Raw genomic sequence first — 17,489 nt, 5'->3', positions numbered from 1 at the left:
TGGTAGCAAGGAGCAGCACTGTCATTATCACAGTCCTGATGACATACTTTTTGCAGTCTCTTCCGATCTCCCGGCGGTCAGCCTCTGTAATCGTCGTTGGGATCTCTTTCCTCCATAGAGTACAGATCCACGCCGTAGTTGTCCACATAGGTATTCTTTTTGCGTCGGTAAGCTCTCTTTATTATGAGCACCAGCGCAATGATGGCTATGACAGGCATGAACAGTATCGCGATGGCAACTGCCAGAATGATCTTATTCCTCTTTTTAGCTTTTTCTATGTATTGGGTCTCACAGAATTGATTTGGGTATTCCGACTTGATAAGAATATCCACCTTATCGCCAACGCTTCGATAGGGCTTAGCATAGTTCTCCATGAAGGGCTCCCTGTATGTGATGCCGTTGTATTCATACTCATAGGTGATAGAATACTCGGTGGTATGGATCTTGCCATTGTGCTTTTCCACGCTTACCTCCTGAACATCGACTACCACCGCCTTGCCGGGCGTATCGAAGGCGTCAATCTCGCCCAGGATCTCCGTCTTGTAGCTGGCGACCACCTGAAAAGCAGGTCCCATAAAGGGGAAGCAGCAACAAAGCCCCATAGCTGCAAGGACAACAACGATCACTATGATGACTGTCTTTTTATTATCGCTTTTGACGGGAGTGAGGCCGTCATCGTAGCCCCCTCCGTAATCGTTATAGTTATTCATGACAGTGCAAGGAGCATTTCTCTGATGATCTTGCAGGCAACGGCGGTGGAAACTCCGCTCTGATCGTAAACAGGGCTCAGTTCATTGACGTCGCAGCCCACGATGTTCAGCCTGCTGCACACAAGTGTAACAGCCTTCCTCAGTTCATCGAATGTAACTCCTCCTGCCTCGGGAGTGCCAGTTCCGGGGAAAACCGAAGGATCCAGAACGTCCAGGTCCAGAGTGAAGTACACATTCTTTCCCTTCAGCCTCTCAACAACGTCCTCCAGACCGTCGAAGCTGAACTTGTGCATTTCGGTATGGCTGTCGGCAAAGATGAATTCCTCGCGGTCGCCGCTTCTGATACCGAACTGGAAGATATGACCGTCCCCCACCAGCTCATGGCAGCGCCTGAGCACGCAGGCATGGGACAGCTTCTGACCGAGATAGTCATCGCGGAGGTCTGCGTGAGCATCGAAGTGTACGATATAAAGGTCATCGTACTTTTCCTTCACAGCCCTGACTGAGCCGAGGGTGACCAGGTGCTCGCCGCCGATCATGAAGGGCAGCTTGCCGTCAGCCAGTATCTGAGCGGAACGTGCGGTTATATCTCCAACAGCTCCGTCTGTGTTTCCGAATGGCAGCTCCGGGTCTCCGCTGTCGAAGAAGCTGTAGTCTGTCATATCCTTATCCTGATAGGGACTGTAGGTCTCTATTCCGAAGCTCTCGTTCCTGATGGCAGAGGGTGCGAACCTTGTGCCGGGACGGAAGCTTGTGGTACCGTCAAAGCCTGCTCCGAAGAGGACTATTTTTGCATCCTCATACTCACTGTCGCAGGCGATGAATGTCTGTATATTCTTATTCAACATCTCTAAGAAGCTCCTCTACATAGCACGGCAGAGCAAAAGCGCCCGTATGGAGCCTGGGGTTGTAGTATCTGGTCTTGATGCCCTGCATACTCCATTTTGTGCCGTTGTAATCGTTGGTGGGGTGATATTTCTTTGAGGCAAAGCCGAAGAGCCAGTGTCCCGACGGATAGGTGGGGATATGAGCCTGATAGACCTTGCTTATGGGGAAGCTCTCCACTATACGCTTGTGGGAGCGCTGCATGGCTGCGGCATCCTCGTCATAGAAGGGGCTTTCATGCTGATTTACCATGATACCATCGTCGCGGAGCGCCTTGAAGCAGCTTCCGTAGAACTCCTTGGTAAACAGTCCCTCTCCGGGACCGAAGGGGTCCGTAGAGTCAACGATGATAACGTCATACTGGTCGTTGCAGCGGCGTATGAACTTCACGCCGTCCTCGTAGAACACATGGACTCTCGGATCGTCAAATCGGCAGGCAGTAGTGGGCAGGTACTTCTTGCAGACCTCCACCACCAGCTCGTCTATCTCCACCAGGTCAATGCTCTCCACAGAGGGATAGCGGGTGAGCTCGCGGACAACTCCGCCGTCACCTGCGCCGATGACCAGTATATTCTTTGGATTTGGGTGTACTGCCATAGGGACATGAGTTATCATCTCGTGATAGATGAACTCGTCCTTTTCGGTGAGCATCATATAGCCGTCCAGGGTGAGGAAGCGTCCGAATTCCTTGGAATCGAAAACGTCGATACGCTGGAATTCACTGTTTCCGCTGTAAAGCTGATGATCGACCTTTATGGAAAATTTAACATTGGGAGTATGTCTCTCCGTGAACCATAATTCCATACTATACCTCCGTTCAGTGACAGACCTGTTTTCTGCGCGGGTCTGTGGGATAAGAGTTGACAGTTCAGAGCTGAAAGCTGCAATGTACAGCCTTCAGCTCTCTACTTTCAATTCTCAGTCTGAATTTCACTTTCTGTCAGCGGGAGGACCACCTGCGGGAGGACCGCCTGCGGCAGGATCAACACCTGCGGCCTTGAATGAAAGCTTCATGTAGATAGGTGTTACGATAAGTATGATGATGAAAGCAACGATGAGGCTGATGATGAGCGACTTCAGGAACATTACCATGAAGGGCGGGAGATCTGCATGACCGTGGCTCATTTTCATTGCCATCTTGCGTGCGAGAACTATCATAGCCAGTGTGATGATGGGTGTGTAGATAAGGTCAGAGATAAGAGCTGAAACAAGTTTTGCGGGAACACTGCGCTCCTTGAGCCCCATAGCCTTTACAGCGCCTCTCTCCAGCTTCGGCATAGGTACCAGGAAGCCGATGATAAGGCTTATCACCGTACTTACGGCAAAGCTTACGAGAAATGCGGGGAGCTTGAATCCGTCTTCTGAGCCGAGGTTTCCCACCAGCGATAAAAAGAAGCTGAGTGTTACGCCCATAAGCAGGCTCATAGTGATTCCGATTTTCTTCATGTTCATGTTTTTACCCTTCCTTAAAGAAAAATTATATTATATAAAACGTCCTCCGCCTTAGCGGTATGCGTTTCATATCATCAGTAGTCAAGGACGTTGAGTCTTTCGATATTTATGTCCTCGGTGCCTGTCATCTGGCAGCCCTTTTCCTTGGCATATTTTATGTATTCTATTATCTCGTCGGTGATGAGCTCTCCGGGAGCCAGTATGGGTATACCGGGTGGATAGCACATTACGAACTCGCTGCACACCAGCCCTGCGGTCTCCTCAAGAGGGAGTGAGCGCTTCTGGGCGTAGAATGCCTTTCTGGGAGTCTCAGCCACCACGGGGCTTATGTACTCCTGTGTCAGCATATCCGAACCGCTCTTGCCGAAACGGCGCTTTATCTCCGAGAGGGCACTGATAAGGCGCTCAATGTCGCGCTTTCGGTCTCCCACTGAGATGTAGGCGAGAACGTTGCCGATGTCGCCGAATTCTATCTGTATATCGTACTCGTCGCGGAGGAGGTCATAGACCTCGATACCTGCGAGTCCGATAGGCAGCGTATAGATACTGAGCTTTGAGACGTCGAAATCGAAGATGCTGTCGCCGTTTACCAGCTCCCGCGAATAGGCGTAATAGCCGCCTATATCGTTTATCTCCGAGCGTGCGTACTCAGCCATCTCCACAGTCTGTGCGAATATCTCCCTGCCGCCGAGAGCAAGACGCTTTCTTGAGATGTCCAGACTTGACAGCAGCAGATATGAGGCGCTGGTGGTCTGGGTCAGGTTGATGACCTGTCTCATATAGTCGGCATTGATGTTTTTGCCTAGAAGCAGGAATGAGCTCTGTGTAAGGCTTCCTCCCGATTTGTGCATACTTACCGAGGCGCAGTCCGCACCTGCCGCCATGGCAGTTACGGGAAAGTTCTCGCCGAAGTAGAAATGAGTGCCGTGAGCCTCGTCCACAAGCACCAGCATACCATGGGCATGAGCCAGCTCCGTAATCCTTTTCAGATCCGAGCATATACCGTAGTATGTGGGATTGTTCACCATAATAGCCTTGGCGTCGGGGTTATCAAGGATAGCCTGCTCCACCTGGGCTACCGACATACCGAGAGCGATGCCCAGCTTGCGGTTCACGTCGGGATTGACGTAAACGGGGACAGCTCCCGTGAGTATGAGCGCATTTATAGCGCTTCTGTGTACATTTCGGGGCATGATGATCTTGTCGCCCTCCTTGCAGGCGTACATTATCATGCTCTGCACCGCAGAGGTGGTGCCGCCCACCATAAAGAAGGCATTTGCCGCGCCGAAAGCCTCGGCAGCCAGCTCCTCCGCGTCCTTGATGACGGATACGGGGTGACAGAGGTTGTCCAGGGGCTTCATGGAGTTTACATCAACGTTCATGCAGTCCTCGCCCAGGAACTCGGTGAGCTCCATATTTCCTCTGCCCCTCTTATGTCCGGGGACGTCGAAGGGAACGACTCTCATGCGGCGGAATTTCCTCAGTGCCTCATAAATAGGCGCATTGGTCTGAGAAAGGTCAGCCATTTCCGAACACGTTCCTTCCGCTGAAAATTTCTATCATCTCCCGCTGGAGCGCATTGGTTATCTCAAGTCTGCGTCTCGGCGGAAGCTCATTCACATCTGTGTTGAACAGATAATTCTGTAAGTCAAGCTCCTTTATGAGCATTTTTGTATGGAACATATTAGCCTGATACACGTTTATATCCACGGCGTCGTACTTGTCCAGTATCTTTGCATCGATATAGTTCTGTATAGAGGTTATATCGTGGTCGATGAAGAGCTTTTCACCGTCCAGATTTCTCGTAAAGCCTCTTACCCTGTAGTCCATGGTGATGATGTCGGAATCGAAGCTTCCGATGAGATAGTCCAGAGCTGTCAGCGGAGTTATCTTGCCGCAGGTAGCAACGTCTATATCCACACGGAAGGTGGCGATACTGGTATCGGGGTGGAACTCGGGGTAGGTATGCACCGTGACATGGCTCTTGTCAAGGTGAGCCACGGTCTCGCTTCCTCCTGCGGGGACCATAGTGTCGTCCGCGATAAGGAAGGTAGCGGAAGCGCCCTGAGGGTCATAGTCCTGGCGGGACATACTCAGCACCTGAGCGCCTATCATCTCAGTAACATGGGTCATTATGTCGGTTATACGCTCAGAGTTGTACTGCTCGTCTACATAGGCGATATACTCCTGCTGCGAGCGGGCAGTCTTGGCATAACAGACATCATAGATATTGAAGCTCAGCGACTTCGTAAGGTTATTGAATCCGTAAAGTTTAAGCTTATTCTCCATAAAACCACACCTTCAAACAAAAATGCACACAAAGACCTTATCAGCCGTTGTGTGCATGAAATATCTATGCTGTCAGCGCAGAGACTTCACAAATGGTTTCAGAGTCTATACAAGCAAGTACTACCTTTTACTACTCTTATTGACCTTTCACAAGCTGATGAGAACTTATAAAAACTTTATCGACGCTGGGTCGAATCAATAAGGCAACAGAAGTTGCCAGCCGAATTATCGGCGGTCGGCATTTGACCCGGCTGTCCGTATGGCCTCGACTCCTGAGGGAGTGGTCAATAGTCTTGCTCTGAAACCGAAGCTTCTTTTGCAATTCAGTTTATTTTATCATATTTCGCCTTTTTTGTCAATACTCAGACACATATTAATTTATATATAGTATCTCAGTTTTCCCTGAGCTTTTTCCTTCTCACCTTGTCCCTGTACATGACCTCGTCGGCGATATTTATATACTTATCCAGCTCCGAGTCCTTGTCGGGGACGCCGAGGAAATAGCCGAGACTGAGCCCCACCTCGTACTTTCTGCCCGATGAGGCATTATACCTGTCGAAGTAGCTCCTTACAGCCTCCATGTGCTCGCTGATATGCTCATCGGAGTAGTCTCCGCAGCCCACGATGGCATACTCGTCGCCGCCTATACGGGCGCAGACCTCGTTGAGCCGGCAGCTGGTCTGGAGAGCGTTTGCGGCAACGGTGATAGCGTTGTCCCCTTCCATATGACCAAAGTTATCGTTTATCATTTTAAGCTGGTCAAGGTCAGCCATCATGACAAAGAGAGTCTTCCCCTCGTCCCTTGCTTTCCGGAATATGCCCTCCGAGAGCCTGTTGAAGCCCTTTCTGTTGTAGATACCCGTCAGGGTGTCACGGATAGAGCTCATGAATATGCGCTGATTTATGCTGGTGAGCTTGGTGCGGACGCGGAGGAACTCAAGAGATATGCTGATATTTCTGTTCCACCTTGCGAAAACGCTGCTCACAGCCTTTCTCACGTCATTGAACCTGAACACGGAGTAACCGAAGCAGCGGTCCATGAAGTGCAGGGGCAGCAGGAAGTACATAGAGGGCTCGCTGCAATACTCGTCTATGAAATCGGGAAGAATATCCTCGGAAGGGAATTCGCGGTTCACAAAATCCACGCCGTTCCTGGTGTATACGAACTTATTCTCCATGACGGGAGCATAGCCCTCGCGGATATATTCGCTGTCCTCTTCCTCCACGTTGTCCCAGTTCTTGCACAGGCACAGCAGATAGTTCTCAAGACCATTGATGGTATAGGCAAAACCGTTGAGCTTTCTGAGGAGCCCCTCAAGGTTCTTTTCCTCCATAAGTCTCTCAAGCATGGCGCTCCTGCAATAGTAGCTGTTGAAGCGCTCGGTAAGGTTGCTGTGCTCCTCGCGGGTGGCAAGAGCGTAGTTCACGTTGCTTCCGCAGCCGCAGCTCTTTGCGAAGACAAGGTGCCCCCTTTTCAGGGTGTCCACGGGCTCCGTGTCCTCACCTGTTATCATCTTGTGGAGCCGGCAGACGGCTCTTGCACCAAGTCTCTCATTCTCGGGGAAGACCGTGGTCAGCGAGGGTATCTGCATAGTAGCTTCGCCTGTGGCGTCATAGCCCGCTATCTTCAGCTCCTCGGGTACCTTTATGCCGCCCTTTATGACCGAGTCGCACAGGTGTCTCGCCATAACGTCATTGGCGCAGACCACTGCGTCGGGAAGGGCATCCCTGTTTTCAATGAAGCGCTTTGCCAGTCTCTGCGAGGCGATCTTCCAGAAGTCTCCGTAGACTATGTCACCCTCATGGACCTCAAGACCGTGGCTCTCCATTGAACGTCTGTAGCTCGCGGCTCTTGATATAGCAGGAGTACTGTCCTCGGGACCCGTCAGGCACATGATATGCCTGCACCCATGCTTTTCGATGAGGTGGTCGGTCATTTCCGCCATCAGTTCCCTATCCTCCGAATAAAGGCACTCACAGAAATCCAGGTCATAGTCCACCGCGATAATGGGTATGCCCCAGCGGGTGAAGACCTTCTCGAACTTTTCCACAAGGTTCTGGCTGGCGTTGTTGCCTGCCATAAGGATAACGCCGTCGATGACGTCCTTTCTGATGAGGGTGAATATATTCTCCTCGCCCTGCTGTATAAGGCTGCCGCTTTCCGTGTTGAAAGCCATAAGGAAGGTCACGGCGTCATATCCGAGGGCTTTGCACTGCTCGGATATACCCACGAAAATGCGGTTCATGTATTCGTTGAAAACGTCCGCAGCAACTACTGCGATAGTCTTTCTTTTTTTCACAGTGCAGTTCCCCCTTCCTGCTGTTATATTATGTCTTTAACTTAAAGTATCGGCTTATTTCAGCTCTGCAACCGTAACGCCGTCCTCGCCCTCGCCGAAAAGTCCCAGACGGAAGCTCTTGACGGAGGGGTGGGATTTAAGCCGCTTGTGCACAGCCTGTCTCAGCAGCCCCGTGCCCTTGCCGTGGATTATGGTAACGGTGGATATATTTGACATGACAGCCTGGTCGATGAAGGCGTCCAGCTGATACACGCCGTCGTCGCAGGCACAGCCGCGTATATCCAGCTCCATTTTGCCTCTCCGCTCGGCTTTTACGCCTATCTTGTTCATTTTGCGGTTTGGTCTCAGGGGCTTGCTGCCCACAGTGACCTTCTGGGGCTCCTCAAGACGGAGCCTTGATATATTCATCTTGGTCTTCATGACGCCCATCTGGACGAAAACGAAGTCGCTTCCGTCGGGGTCTCCCGAGATTATGCCCTTGCGCTGGAGGTCCACAACATAGACCGTATCGCCGCGTCTGAGCTTTCTCGGCAGGACGTAGCCCTCATTGGGGTCACGCTTCTCAACGGGATTGGCAGTGTCATACATCTTGTTGAAGCTCTGCTTGGTCTTTGACTTCATTCCCGAAACATTGGCGCTGAAATCCTTCTTGTCCTTCTCCTTGCGGAGCTTTTCAAGCTCGTCGATGAGCTCGTTGGACTCAGCCTTTGTCTGCTCGATTATAGTCATAGCGCGGAGCCTTGCCTTTTCAAGCTCGTCTGCCTTTGCAGCCTCTATCTCCTCCCGCTCCCTGCGGATAGCCTCCTCGTGGGCAGCGGTCTCGGCTCTCAGGCGGGAGATCTCCTCCTTCTGCCTTTCAAGCTCTATACGGCTGGCTTCCAGCTTGCCGATGACCTCCTCAAGACGGGAATTTGCCTCGCTGACTCTTGACTTTGCGTCGCTGATTATATCCGAGGGCATACCGAGGCTCTCGGAGATAGCGAAAGCGTTGGACTTTCCGGGTGAGCCCACAATGAGCCTGTATGTAGGTCTGAGAGTCTCGATGTCGAACTCGCAGGAAGCGTTCTCAACACCGCTGCTGTCGATGGCAAAGACCTTCAGCTCCTGATAGTGAGTGGTCACCATTATCTTTGCGCCGTTTTCCATAAGGCGTCGGATTATAGATATAGCCAGTGCAGCGCCCTCTACGGGGTCTGTACCCGAGCCCAGCTCGTCCAGAAGCACCAGTGATTTCTCATCGGCTGTGCCCAGTATCTCTATTACCTTGTTGGTGTGAGAGGAGAATGTGGACAGGTTCTGCTCAATACTCTGGCTGTCGCCTATATCGGCGAGGATATGGTCGTAAACGGAAATGCTGCTGCCGTCGGCACAGGGTATGAGCAGACCACACATGGTCATGGCTGCAAGGAGTCCCGCAGTTTTCAGTGAAACGGTCTTACCGCCCGTATTGGGTCCCGTTATAATGAGCGCCTGATAGTCCTCACCGAGACTTATGTCCACGGGCACCGCCTTGCTCTTACTGATAAGGGGGTGACGGGCTTTTTTCAGGTGCATTTTTCCGTCGTCGGTTATTTCGGGAAGGGAGCAGTTCAGCTTTGCGGCAAGATTTGACTTGGCAAAGTACAGATTGAGCTCCGTGCAGACCTTGTAGTTCTCGGTAAGTATCTCCGCATAGTCACCACAGTCGCGGCAGAGCTGGCGGATAATGCGTTCTATCTCCTCCTGCTCCTTGCCCTCCAGGATACGTATATCGTTATTCGCCTCAACAATAGCCATAGGCTCGATGAAGATAGTCTGACCCGTGGCGGAGGTATCGTGAACGAGACCGCTGACCTGTCCGCGGTACTCGGATTTTACGGGGAGAACGAAGCGTCCGTCACGGATAGTGACATTGCTCTCCTGCAAATACTGCTGAGTGGTCTTGTTTTTTATCATCTTGTCCAGAGTTTCGCGGAGCTGCATACCTGCGCGGTTTATCTTGCGGCGTATAGCGGCAAGCTCGGGACTTGCAGCGTCTGCTATCTCATTGTCGGAGATGATGGAGCGTTCCAGTTTTTCCAGCAGCCAGTCATTGGGCTGGAGCCTTGAGAAAAGGTAGCTCAGTTCCGTCTCCACGTTCTCGCAGTGGGAGTACCAGTCCGCCAGCGCCTTTATCTGGCGCAGCATAGCGGCGATGTCCATGAGGTCGCGGAGAGATATTACAGCCCCCGAAGCAGCTCTTGCGGCAACGGTGCTGATGTCCTTGAAATTGCTGAAAGGCGGAGTTCCGAACTGTACCGAAAGGGAAAATGCCTGGGAGGTCTTGAGACACTCATAGCGCACTCTTTCAAGGTCGTTGTCGGGACGGATCTCCAGAGCCATGCGTCTTGTCTCCTCATTGGAGGTAAGCTCCGCCAGCATATCGAGGATCTTATCCAGTTCAAGTGTTTTCAGATATTTATCCATAGTTATCCTTTACTGTTATAAATCAAAATTTAGCGCAAGCGCTAATAGTGATTAGTGCATAGTGGTTAGTGATTAGTTAATGTGTTCGCTGCGCTCACATTATTTAAATAACGTCGCCGAAGGCGACACCACAACTATTCACTATTCACTAATCACTATTCACTCAAATCATAATTTTGCTCCGCAAAATTATGATTTATATGATAGATTTATAGAAGTCCAGCGTACCGAAGTTCCTCTCCATGTGAGTGAGGAGATAGGACTCCGCAAGGGCAGAGAGCCGCTGCTGAGTGCCGTCGGATACGCGGAAATTGAAAAGCCTGCCGAAGTCTGCCAGCACGATATGGCGGACAGCGCTGAGCACAGGCAGTTTTATTTTCATATAGTCATCTGTGCTGCTGCCGTCGAAGCAGTCCGCACAGTAGAAGCCGCCGTCGGAGATACAGAAGAAAAGCTCCTGAGGCTCAAAAACTCCGCAGCTCCTGCAGGCGACAATATCGGGCATATAGCCTATCTCGGACATAAGTCTCAGCTCGAACACCGCCTTCAGGAAGCTCTCGCTCCTCTCACCTTTTTCCAGGTAGTAAAGGCAGTTCAGCATGAGCCGCATAATATCCTTATTCTGCGCCTCGGGCTTTATGCAGAAGCGCATGACCTCGGCGAAATACGAGGCGAGGGATATTTTGCTGAGGGACTCTCTCAGTCCGTAAAAAATATGTATCGGCTCTGCACTATTGAGGTAAAGATACTTTCCTCTCTTGTCTATGCAGAACCGAGAATAAGCCAGAAGCTGAGCGGAGCTTCCCGATTTTCCGTTTATTTTCTTTGCGCCTTTTACGGAAACCTCGAGAACCCCGTTCTCTCCTGTGAGTATATCGATGAATTTGTCCTGTTCTCCCACAGAACGCTCTTTAAGGACTATGCCTTCAACAGTTGTCATGGTTATCATCCTTGCAGTCCGAGTAGCGCAGATAATCCTCTACGCTTCCTGTTTCGGTGAATATATCCCAGAGAATATCCTCTTCCATAAAGCCTCCGTGAAACTGATGTTGTGGAGTTTCCCCCACAGCTATTATCTGCGGAAAGACCTGTGATATATGCGGTAATTATTTCTCGGAGAGTCCGAAGCTCCTGATGAGGTTTTCCCTGTTTCTCCAGTCCTCCTTGACCTTTACCCAGCACTTGAGGTTCACCTTTATCTGGAAGAAGTCCTCCAACTCTATCCTTGCGGCGGTGGAAGCCTTCTTGAGCATAGCTCCGCCCTTGCCGATGATGATACCCTTGTGAGACTCCTTTTCGCAGTAGATGACAGCGGAAATGTCAAGTATGTCCTTGTCCTCTCTCTCGCTCATCTGCTCAACGCCTACGGCGATACCGTGGGGCACCTCCTCGCTGAGGAGCATGAGGAGCTTTTCGCGTATCATCTCAGCCGCCAGCACCTTCTCGGGCTGGTCGGTTATCATATCGTCGGGGAAGAAGTGAACGGACTCCTCCGACAAGGCGATTATTTCATCTATAACTATGTCGACTCCGCTGTTCTCCGTAACGCTTACGGGGACTACCGCCTGAAACTTTATCTTTGATGTCAGGTCGGCGATAACGGGAGCCAGCTCGTCCTTGTTTTTCAGCAGGTCTATCTTGTTGAGCACAAGTATAACGGGCATTTTTGAGGTATTCATGGACTTCAGGAGATCCAGCTCCTGCTGGTTTATCTTCTTGGTACAGTCCATAACGAATACCACCGCGTCGATGTCGCTGACGGACTCCTTAACGGTGTTGAGCATATGCTCGCTGAGCTTGTTCACAGGCTTGTGAAGACCCGGTGTATCGAAGAATACCAGCTGAACATCGTCTATATTGCGGATACCCGTGATACGGGTACGTGTAGTCTGGGGCTTATTGCTGACGGAGGCTATCTTCTCTCCCACGATGGCGTTGAGGAGTGAGGATTTTCCCGCATTGGTGCGTCCTGCGATAGTGACGAAAGCAGTTCTTGACATCAGTTGTTTTCTCCGTTAACGATAAATGTAGCGTCTCTTGAGATGCCCAGCTTCTCCAGGACAGACTCCTCCTTCTCGCGCATTATGCGCTGGTCGAGCTGTGATGTCTCGTGGTCATAGCCCAGGAGATGGAGCATTGAATGAACGGTGAGGAAGCCCACCTCTCTCTCCAGTGAGTGGCCGAAGTTCTGAGCCTGCTTTACAGCTGTTTCGAGAGAGATGACAACATCTCCCAGCTGAACAGCTCCTGTCTCGGGATTTATCTCAACGGTGCCGTCCTCGCTTGTAAGCGGGAATGAAAGCACATCGGTAACAGCGTCCTTATTTCTGTATATCTTATTAAGGTTCTTTATCTCGTTATTGCTTACGAATGAAACGCTAACCTCGGCGTCCTTGCCGAAATTCTCAGTGGTGAGAACAGCCTGACAGCATCTTCTGATGAGCAGTCTAATGCCCACGGGCACCTTCACCTCTGTCTGATTATTCTTGACGTAAACCTTTAACTTAGCCATGATTATTCTTTCTCCCTTCATTATATTTTTCATAAGCCTTGATTATATCCTGAACGAGCCTGTGTCTTACCACGTCTTTCTCGGTGAACCTGTGTATCTCGATGTCGTCGATACCCCTGAGCACCTTTATCGCCTCTACCAGACCCGACTTTCTGCTGTCGGGGAGGTCTATCTGGGTAATATCTCCCGTGATGACCATTCTGCTCTCATTTCCGAGACGTGTCAGGAACATTTTTATCTGCTCGGAAGTAGTATTCTGAGCCTCGTCGAGGATAATGAACGCCTCGTCGAGGGTGCGTCCGCGCATATAAGCCAGCGGAGCAACCTCGATAATGCCCTTTTCCATGTACCGTGCGAAGCTCTCTGCACCGAACATGTCGAACAAAGCGTCATAGAGCGGACGCAGGTAGGGGTCCACCTTATCCTGGAGGTCACCGGGCAGGAAGCCCAGCTTCTCGCCCGCTTCGACGGCAGGACGGGTCAGGATTATCTTCTTTATCTTATGTTCGCGGAAAGCCTTGACAGCCATGGCAACAGCGAGGTAGGTCTTACCCGTACCCGCAGGGCCGATGCCGAGGACGATGGTATTATTCTTTATAGCGTCGGTATAGCGCTTCTGACCCACGGTACGGGGACGGAGTATCTTTCCGCTTGCAGTGACGCATATGCCGTCGCCGCCCAGCTCCTGAAGCTGCTCCTCAACTCCCTCAGCCACCATGGAGGTGACATACCTCACGGTCTGTTCGTTGACGGAGCTTCCGTTCTTTGCCATGTTCATGATAGCGCGGAGGGCTTTTTCGGCGCCCTCTGTATCGCCTTCGCCTATTATCTTAACGCCGCCGTCACGGCTGACGACTGTGACGTTGAAGTCCTTCTGTATTCTGCTTATATTGCCGTCCAGCTGACCGAAAAGAGCAGAGAGCTGCTCGGGGCTGTCGGCAGGCAGGAATTTTTCTGACATTAAATATATTCTCCAATCTGCTGTTCGGGGAAAGCGCCTGCTGCTGCAAGAGCCGAGTTGGAGTACCTGTGGTCTGCGGAGACCTCCCTGAGCACCCTGACGTTATCGGGGAAATCTATCTTCTGCTCGGGGGAGCCCAGTTCCAGCTCCATAATAGCCAGCTTGTCCGAGAAAGGATAGGTATCCAGTTCAAATAGCTGGTCGTGGTAATCGAAGCAATAGCGCACCTTTTCAACAGGCGGTCCCTCTCTGCGGTCAGTGCTGACCAGCTCGCGGTACCTTTCGCCGCTTATCTCATACTCGTTCTCCTCGCGGGTGACGGGTGTGAGAAAGACCTTTTCCGTATAGGTGTACTTCACCCTGCCGTTCTCGTCCACGGACCTTACTCTGCGCTGCTTGCCGTCCGCGCTGTTGAGATAGGTCTGGACGATACCGATCCTGCGCTTCACGTCAAGGGCGGAAACATCGGGAAATTCCACCAGGAATTTGCGTTCGATCTCATAATTTTTGCTCATAAACACTCTCCAAAAGACCTTATGTCTTTTCCGAAATCACAATGAAATCTTTCAACATTACCATTATACAACTTTTTTTGAATAATGTCAACAAAATTTTCAGATTATTCTGTCTAAATTGCTAAGTTTTATCTTTCTGTCACATTTTTATCATTTTCCCTCCGAAAGATCCCTCAGCATGACGTTGAAGGGATCAAAAAAACCGTTCTCCCGAACAGGCGAAGGAGCCTCAACGGGAATGCCGCTGTTGCCGTCAGGAAGCGGTATTTCCACAGTAAGGCAGTTGTCGCCGAGGACTGCCCGGGCGCCTGCTCTCTCGGCGAGACCATCGCAGACCTGACGGGGGTAACCGCTGAAAATATCAGGCTGACCAAAGTCATCAAAGTCCACAAATGTCCCTGAGGCGGAAATTTTTATCTCAATATTTTTGGCGTTTTCTCCACATTCCACAGTGAACTCCCTGTTTTCCGACTCAGAGCCCAGGATATGCCTTCTCACAAAGCTGAGCAGCAGGAACCTGAGAGTGTCGCGGTCTGTGCGGACATATGAGATGCAAAGCTCTCCCGTTCTCACGGTGCATCTGCCCCCCGACGCAGCCTGACAGCTCTCGGCAAAGCTGCGGAGGAAGGTATCTGTCCTGAGGGTAGTGAGCTCCTGCTCCTCGTGCACGGGAGCAGTCAGCGCACGGCTCAGCTCGGCATTGCGCATGAGCTCGCAGCAGGCAGTCATGATACCGCCGATGAGCTCCCGCTCATTCTTTCCGCCGCGCTTTTCGGCAAGCTCGCTAAGGAGCTCGCAGGAAGCGTATATGCCCGAGACCGACTTTCTCACAAGATAATCGTTACAATTTATATAGTCCCCGGCAAAGGGGCTCTCAAAAAAGCCTTTCAGCTCATCGTTCTTGTCCATAACGGCTCCTTTCCGCTTTGCAAAAAAATCATACAGATATATTATACTACAAAAAAACAGGAAATGAAATAGCCTGAGGGCGGGTATTAAAAAAGAAAATAGCAACAAAATCATTTTTATCCCCACACCGTCATTTGTACAATATGCACTTTTCAAGAAATTTCTGTTATTTTTTTATCGAACCACTTGAAAAAATTTCCGAGTTGGAGTATAATAAAAATATAAAAATTTTAGGAGGTATATCCAATGTCAGTTAAAGTTGCTATTAATGGTTTCGGCCGTATCGGTCGTCTTGCATTCAGACAGATGTTTGATGCTGAGGGTTATGAGGTAGTTGCTATCAACGACCTTACAAAGCCTTCAATGCTCGCTCAGCTCCTCAAGTATGATACAGCTCAGGGCGGCTACTGCGGAAAGATCGGTGAGAACCTTCACACAGTTTCAGCTGATGATGAGGCTGGTACAATCACTGTTGACGGCAAGACACTTACAATCTATGCAAAGGCTAACGCTGCAGAGCTTCCTTGGGGCGAGATCGGCGTTGACGTAGTTCTCGAGTGCACAGGTTTCTACTGCTCAAAGGAAAAGTCACAGGCTCATATCGATGCAGGTGCTAAGAAGGTTGTTATCTCTGCTCCCGCAGGCAACGATCTTCCTACAATCGTTTACAGCGTAAACGAGAAGACTCTCACAAAGGATGACAAGATCATCTCTGCTGCTTCATGCACAACAAACTGCCTCGCTCCTATGGCTAAGGCTCTTAACGATTATGCTCCTATCCAGAGCGGTATCATGAGCACTATCCACGCTTACACAGGTGATCAGATGATCCTTGACGGTCCTCACAGAAAGGGCGACTTCAGAAGAGCAAGAGCAGGTGCTGCTAACATCGTTCCTAACAGCACAGGTGCTGCAAAGGCTATCGGCCTTGTTATCCCTGAGCTCAACGGCAAGCTCATCGGTTCTGCTCAGAGAGTTCCTGTTCCTACAGGTTCTACAACAATCCTCACAGCTGTTGTTAAGGGCAGCAACGTAACTAAGGAAGGCATCAACGCTGCTATGAAGGCTGCTGCTTCCGAGTCATTCGGTTACAACGAGGATCAGATCGTTTCTTCTGACGTTATCGGCATGAGATTCGGTTCACTCTTCGATGCTACACAGACAATGGTAGCTGAGATCGGCGACGGCCTCTACGAGGTACAGGTTGTTTCATGGTACGACAACGAGAATTCTTACACATCACAGATGGTAAGAACAATCAAGTACTTTGCAGAGCTCGGCTAATAGCTGAAACTAATGCAATATCAAAGGGCACTCTTTATGAGTGCCCTTTTTAATTCATAATGAGTTATTAGTGATCAGTAGGGGGCGGCGTTTCGCCGCCCCCTGTTACGCCCCCGGCATTTCTTTTACCAAAGAGCATAAAAAGGCGGTCCGATATGGACCGCTTTGGTTTTATTCTTCCTCTTCGTATTCTTCCTCTTCGTCATCATAGCCGTAATACTCAAGCTCAACGCCCCAGATAGCACCGTCAACATAGCCCTCTGACGCAGTATTGCCGTCAAAGCGGATAGTAACACCTGCGCATTTCTCGCCGTCCTCGTCAAGAAGACTATAATAATAAGAAGGAGCGTCTTCAAGATCAGAAGACCTGATGCTGTCAGGCTCTCCATAGGCTGCTTTGACGTCCTCGGGAGTGGATTTTCCTATAACAATGCCCTTAGGCAGCTTTATCTCGTCCTCATTCAGACCGTAATAGCAGGTAAGTCTGCTGATATCCACAGATTTGAGTGTCTTCATCCAGTCGAAGTCCAGCTCTGCAAGCTGTTCCTCTTTTTCTTCGCGGCTGTAATAAGGTGAAAAACAGATGTAGGAACAATTTTTCAGATTTTCCCCGAGTTCACCAAGCTGCTCGCTATGCCAGGGATCTATGTTACATCCGCCCCTCGCGAAATATCCTTCGCCGTCATCATCCCTGTTCCAGCCTGTGACATAGAGCTCTGCAAGTGTGCAGGGGAACTTTACCACAGTGCCTCCGCAGGACATGGTGAAGTGCTTTATATCGTCGCTGAGCTTGAAATTCACATATCCCGGATCATCAATGGGATCGTATTCAGTGGTCTCCTCCTCGGTAACAGCTTCTGTAGTGGGGGCAGTTGTCTCTATTGTATAGGATTCTGCCTTTAACTCTGTTGTTGCCTCGGTAGCTTCCGTGGGCTCTGTAACGATAACGTACCTGTTTTTCTTATCCTCATTTTCTTTGCCGCAGCCTGTCATAGCTGACGCGGTAAGGCATACAGCCGATACGAATGCGGCAATACCTGTGATCTTTCTCATTTGTAATTTCTCCTTTTAAAAATACTGCGAGTATTATTGTAGAAGCATTATGTGTTTATTCTGTGATGATTTTGTGATAAAACGCAGCAAGTGCATATAGTTCGCGTTTCTTGCTATTTCCGAGCATTTGTGTTATAATATATTGTATAAATCTGCACACGTTACGCTGCATTC

At 50.4% G+C, this 17,489-nt stretch carries 16 protein-coding genes; 1 reads left to right on the top strand and 15 read right to left on the bottom strand.

The annotated features are described in order from the left end of the window. Nucleotides 1-77 precede the first annotated feature (77 nt). The 14 genes from T488_RS0110870 to T488_RS0110800 all read right to left on the bottom strand — a co-directional run bounded on the left by T488_RS0110870 (nt 78) and on the right by T488_RS0110800 (nt 14,978). Nucleotides 78-710: a hypothetical protein gene (locus tag T488_RS0110870; protein WP_028520824.1), complete on the bottom strand. Its 633-nt coding sequence runs from the start codon at nt 708-710 to the stop codon at nt 78-80. Continuing rightward, on the bottom strand, nt 707-1,558 hold the full coding sequence (gene speB, locus T488_RS0110865) for an agmatinase (RefSeq protein ID WP_028520823.1): 852 nt from the start codon (nt 1,556-1,558) through the stop codon (nt 707-709). The genes T488_RS0110870 and speB overlap by 4 nt, the downstream gene beginning before the upstream one ends. Continuing rightward, on the bottom strand, nt 1,548-2,399 hold the full coding sequence (speE, locus tag T488_RS0110860) for a polyamine aminopropyltransferase (protein WP_028520822.1): 852 nt from the start codon (nt 2,397-2,399) through the stop codon (nt 1,548-1,550). Before speE ends, speB begins: the two co-directional genes overlap by 11 nt. Nucleotides 2,400-2,525: 126 nt before the next feature. Beyond that, nucleotides 2,526-3,047: a hypothetical protein gene (locus tag T488_RS17685; protein WP_196243304.1), complete on the bottom strand. Its 522-nt coding sequence runs from the start codon at nt 3,045-3,047 to the stop codon at nt 2,526-2,528. A 74-nt stretch (nt 3,048-3,121) separates the two neighbouring features. Beyond that, the gene (locus T488_RS0110850; RefSeq protein ID WP_028520821.1) at nt 3,122-4,573 is read right to left on the bottom strand and encodes an aminotransferase class I/II-fold pyridoxal phosphate-dependent enzyme; all 1,452 of its coding nucleotides are present in this window, start codon (nt 4,571-4,573) and stop codon (nt 3,122-3,124) included. Further along, nucleotides 4,566-5,336, bottom strand: a complete 771-nt coding sequence (speD, locus tag T488_RS0110845) for an adenosylmethionine decarboxylase (protein WP_028520820.1) — start codon at nt 5,334-5,336, stop codon at nt 4,566-4,568. The genes T488_RS0110850 and speD overlap by 8 nt, the downstream gene beginning before the upstream one ends. Nucleotides 5,337-5,728: 392 nt before the next feature. After that, entirely contained in the window at nt 5,729-7,636 is a 1,908-nt protein-coding gene (locus T488_RS0110840) for a diguanylate cyclase (protein WP_028520819.1), read from the bottom strand. Nucleotides 7,637-7,690: 54 nt separating this feature from the next. Next, nucleotides 7,691-10,081 (bottom strand): endonuclease MutS2, encoded by a 2,391-nt coding sequence (locus T488_RS0110835; RefSeq protein ID WP_028520818.1) that lies wholly within the window; start codon nt 10,079-10,081, stop codon nt 7,691-7,693. 196 nt (nt 10,082-10,277) lie between these two features. Continuing rightward, nucleotides 10,278-11,021, bottom strand: a complete 744-nt coding sequence (gene recO, locus T488_RS0110830; protein WP_028520817.1) for a DNA repair protein RecO — start codon at nt 11,019-11,021, stop codon at nt 10,278-10,280. Nucleotides 11,022-11,187: 166 nt separating this feature from the next. Beyond that, nucleotides 11,188-12,081, bottom strand: coding sequence for a GTPase Era (era, locus tag T488_RS0110820; protein ID WP_028520816.1), 894 nt, complete (start codon nt 12,079-12,081; stop codon nt 11,188-11,190). Next, nucleotides 12,081-12,593, bottom strand: a complete 513-nt coding sequence (gene ybeY / locus T488_RS0110815; RefSeq protein ID WP_026053048.1) for an rRNA maturation RNase YbeY — start codon at nt 12,591-12,593, stop codon at nt 12,081-12,083. The genes era and ybeY overlap by 1 nt, the downstream gene beginning before the upstream one ends. Beyond that, a complete protein-coding gene (locus T488_RS0110810) occupies nt 12,586-13,554 on the bottom strand; it encodes a PhoH family protein (protein WP_028520815.1) in 969 nt (322 codons plus the stop codon). The genes ybeY and T488_RS0110810 overlap by 8 nt, the downstream gene beginning before the upstream one ends. After that, the gene (locus T488_RS0110805) at nt 13,554-14,069 is read right to left on the bottom strand and encodes a CYTH domain-containing protein (RefSeq protein ID WP_028520814.1); all 516 of its coding nucleotides are present in this window, start codon (nt 14,067-14,069) and stop codon (nt 13,554-13,556) included. Before T488_RS0110805 ends, T488_RS0110810 begins: the two co-directional genes overlap by 1 nt. Nucleotides 14,070-14,219: 150 nt before the next feature. Next, nucleotides 14,220-14,978: a hypothetical protein gene (locus T488_RS0110800; protein WP_028520813.1), complete on the bottom strand. Its 759-nt coding sequence runs from the start codon at nt 14,976-14,978 to the stop codon at nt 14,220-14,222. Nucleotides 14,979-15,224: 246 nt separating this feature from the next. Here T488_RS0110800 and gap point away from each other — a divergent pair, with 246 nt between their 5' ends. Continuing rightward, nucleotides 15,225-16,262, top strand: a complete 1,038-nt coding sequence (gene gap / locus T488_RS0110795; RefSeq protein WP_028520812.1) for a type I glyceraldehyde-3-phosphate dehydrogenase — start codon at nt 15,225-15,227, stop codon at nt 16,260-16,262. 171 nt (nt 16,263-16,433) lie between these two features. On the opposite strand, the gene T488_RS0110790 is transcribed toward gap, so the two are convergent. Beyond that, nucleotides 16,434-17,315: a hypothetical protein gene (locus T488_RS0110790; RefSeq protein ID WP_028520811.1), complete on the bottom strand. Its 882-nt coding sequence runs from the start codon at nt 17,313-17,315 to the stop codon at nt 16,434-16,436. Nucleotides 17,316-17,489: the final 174 nt, after the last annotated feature.

It is taken from the genome of Ruminococcus flavefaciens ND2009 (genome assembly GCF_000621785.1).
In the GTDB taxonomy this organism is placed as follows: domain Bacteria; phylum Bacillota; class Clostridia; order Oscillospirales; family Ruminococcaceae; genus Ruminococcus; species Ruminococcus flavefaciens_C.
Note: the sequence above shows the minus strand (reverse complement) of the source record. Positions and strands in the feature narration are given on the sequence as shown.

Bases quoted from the DNA above. Each gene is read 5' to 3' on its own strand.
- T488_RS0110870 (WP_028520824.1), bottom strand. From the start codon at position 710: ATGAATAACTATAACGATTACGGAGGGGGCTACGATGACGGCCTCACT.
- speB (WP_028520823.1), bottom strand. From the start codon at position 1,558: ATGTTGAATAAGAATATACAGACATTCATCGCCTGCGACAGTGAGTAT.
- speE (WP_028520822.1), bottom strand. From the start codon at position 2,399: ATGGAATTATGGTTCACGGAGAGACATACTCCCAATGTTAAATTTTCC.
- T488_RS17685 (WP_196243304.1), bottom strand. From the start codon at position 3,047: ATGAACATGAAGAAAATCGGAATCACTATGAGCCTGCTTATGGGCGTA.
- T488_RS0110850 (WP_028520821.1), bottom strand. From the start codon at position 4,573: ATGGCTGACCTTTCTCAGACCAATGCGCCTATTTATGAGGCACTGAGG.
- speD (WP_028520820.1), bottom strand. From the start codon at position 5,336: ATGGAGAATAAGCTTAAACTTTACGGATTCAATAACCTTACGAAGTCG.
- T488_RS0110835 (WP_028520818.1), bottom strand. From the start codon at position 10,081: ATGGATAAATATCTGAAAACACTTGAACTGGATAAGATCCTCGATATG.
- recO (WP_028520817.1), bottom strand. From the start codon at position 11,021: ATGACAACTGTTGAAGGCATAGTCCTTAAAGAGCGTTCTGTGGGAGAA.
- era (WP_028520816.1), bottom strand. From the start codon at position 12,081: ATGTCAAGAACTGCTTTCGTCACTATCGCAGGACGCACCAATGCGGGA.
- ybeY (WP_026053048.1), bottom strand. From the start codon at position 12,593: ATGGCTAAGTTAAAGGTTTACGTCAAGAATAATCAGACAGAGGTGAAG.
- T488_RS0110810 (WP_028520815.1), bottom strand. From the start codon at position 13,554: ATGTCAGAAAAATTCCTGCCTGCCGACAGCCCCGAGCAGCTCTCTGCT.
- T488_RS0110805 (WP_028520814.1), bottom strand. From the start codon at position 14,069: ATGAGCAAAAATTATGAGATCGAACGCAAATTCCTGGTGGAATTTCCC.
- T488_RS0110800 (WP_028520813.1), bottom strand. From the start codon at position 14,978: ATGGACAAGAACGATGAGCTGAAAGGCTTTTTTGAGAGCCCCTTTGCC.
- gap (WP_028520812.1), top strand. From the start codon at position 15,225: ATGTCAGTTAAAGTTGCTATTAATGGTTTCGGCCGTATCGGTCGTCTT.
- T488_RS0110790 (WP_028520811.1), bottom strand. From the start codon at position 17,315: ATGAGAAAGATCACAGGTATTGCCGCATTCGTATCGGCTGTATGCCTT.